Genomic DNA, 237 nt, shown 5'->3' on the forward strand with positions numbered 1-237 from the left:
CCGGCGAAAAGGACCTCGCCCGCTGCATCGGCCTGCTGCGGCCGATCGATGCCGAGACGGTGTATGACGTGGCCATCGTCGGCGCCGGCCCGGCGGGGCTGGCGGCGGCGGTCTATGCGGCCTCCGAAGGCCTATCGACGATCGTGCTCGACTGCCGTGCCTTCGGCGGACAGGCCGGCGCCTCCTCGCGCATCGAGAACTATCTTGGTTTCCCCACAGGCATTACCGGCATGGCGC

1 protein-coding gene is annotated in these 237 nt (G+C 69.6%); it reads left to right on the forward strand.

All coding sequences use genetic code 11. The annotated features are described in order from the left end of the window. A partial coding sequence (locus EOB49_RS35865; RefSeq protein ID WP_127383584.1) for an FAD-dependent oxidoreductase occupies positions 1–237 on the forward strand: 237 nt, incomplete at both ends.

The sequence above is a fragment of the Mesorhizobium sp. M7A.F.Ca.MR.148.00.0.0 genome, assembly GCF_003997735.1.
Lineage (GTDB): Bacteria > Pseudomonadota > Alphaproteobacteria > Rhizobiales > Rhizobiaceae > Mesorhizobium.